This is a genomic window from Aquipuribacter hungaricus (assembly GCF_037860755.1).
Taxonomy (GTDB): domain Bacteria; phylum Actinomycetota; class Actinomycetes; order Actinomycetales; family JBBAYJ01; genus Aquipuribacter; species Aquipuribacter hungaricus.
In genome coordinates, this window is record NZ_JBBEOI010000404.1 from 1 (window position 1) to 1,664 (window position 1,664).

The 1,664-nt window shown below is 78.4% G+C and carries 2 protein-coding genes; one reads left to right on the top strand and one right to left on the bottom strand.

Annotated elements, in window-relative coordinates:
- The coding region (locus WCS02_RS20165) for a hypothetical protein (RefSeq protein ID WP_340296093.1) at positions 1–534 on the top strand (534 nt) is incomplete at its 5' end.
- Positions 535–558: 24 nt separating this feature from the next.
- Here WCS02_RS20165 and WCS02_RS20170 read toward each other — a convergent pair.
- Positions 559–1,664 (bottom strand): NAD(P)/FAD-dependent oxidoreductase (locus WCS02_RS20170; protein ID WP_340296094.1); only part of this gene is annotated, 1,106 nt, incomplete at its 5' end.

Consider the following 1,664-nt stretch of genomic DNA (forward strand, 5'->3'; position numbering starts at 1 on the left):
AGCAGCCCCGCCGACCGCGCCGGCCCCGAGGACCGCGCCGGCTCCGGGGACCGCGCCGGCTCCGGGGACCGCGCCGGCTCCGGGGACCGCGCCGGGCGCGCCGACGACCCCGTCGACCGGCTCGTCGGCCCGGCGGGTCCGCCCCTCCCGGCAGAGGAGGTCTGGAGCCACGCGGAGGTCGCCGCACGCGCCTGGAAGCTGTCGGGCCTCACCCCGCCGGACGCCGCGCAGACGCTCGTCGCCACGGCCGGCCCCTACCCCGACGGCGCGACGACCTACCTGCTGGTGCTCACCACGACCCCCGATGGGGGCCTGCAACTGTGCGACCAGCTGGCCGGACGGCTGCCCGTCGGCCCGTCCGGGCTCAGCCCGGCCGAGCTGGACCGCTGGGGTCTGGTCGACGAGCCGGCCGGCGTGCTGGGCACCTGCGGCGCCTCGAAGGCCGGGGACTACGACGTGCAGCGCTCGGTCCTGCTCGCCGACGGCGACGGCACGACCACCGTGTGGCTGTCCACCGTCCGCATGCCCCGCTGAGCCGCGCGGCCCCGCCGCCCGGGGTCAGAGCCCGCTGGAGTGCCCGGGGAACACGTGCGCGGCCGGGTCGAGGTCGACGGCGAGGTTGTTGACCGCGGTGGCCGCCTCGCCGAACCCCGTCGCGATGAGCTTGACCTTGCCCGGGTAGGTGCAGACGTCGCCGGCGGCGTAGACCCGGGGCCGCGACGTGGCCATCCGCGAGTCCACGACCACGGCCCGGTGGTCCAGCTCCAGCCCCCAGCCGACCAGCGGGCCGAGGTCGGCGTGGAAACCGAGCGCCGCGACCACCGTGTCGGCGAGCAGCTCGTGCCGCTCCCCCCGCGTGGTCGGCAGCCGCCCCTCGACGGTCAGCCCGGCGAGCGTGCCGTCCGGGCCGGCGGCCAGCGCCGTCACCTCGTAGCCGCCGAGCACGGGCACGCCCAGGGCGCGGACCGCGGCCACCGTGCCGGCGTGGGCGCGGAAGGCGTCGCGGCGGTGCACGAGCGTGACCTCCGCCGCCAGCGGCGCCAGCATGAGCGCCCAGTCGAACGCCGAGTCCCCGCCCCCGACCACGACGACCCGCCGCCCGGCCAGCTCGGTGGGCCGGGGGACGAAGTGGACCAGGCCGCGACCGAGCCAGCCCTCCCCGGCCGGCAGCGGCTTGGGCGTGAACTCCCCCATGCCCGCCGTGACGAGCAGCGCCCGCGCCCGCACCGCGCGGCCGTCGGCGAGGCTGACGAGCAGGCCGTCGCCGTCCGGCTCGTCGACGAGGTCGCGGGCCTGCGAGCCCAGCAGGTAGGCCGGTCCGTACCGGGCGGCCTGCTGCACGAGCCCCGTGACCAGGTCGCGGCCCCGGACCTCGGGGAAGCCGGCCACGTCGTAGATCATCTTCTCGGGGTACATCGCGGTGACCTGCCCGCCGGGCTCGGGCAGGGAGTCCACGAGCGCGACCGTCATGCAGCGGAAGCCGGCGTAGTAGGCGGCGTACAGCCCGACCGGCCCCGCCCCGACGACGAGCAGGTCGACCGACGGCGCCGGGCCGGCGAGCGGGTCCGGCCCGGGCTCCGGGTGCGGCAGCGGTCCCGGGTCGAGCGTCGCCACGTCGGGCGAGGACGGCGGGCCCGGGCGCTCCGGGAGGCCGGGGACCGGGG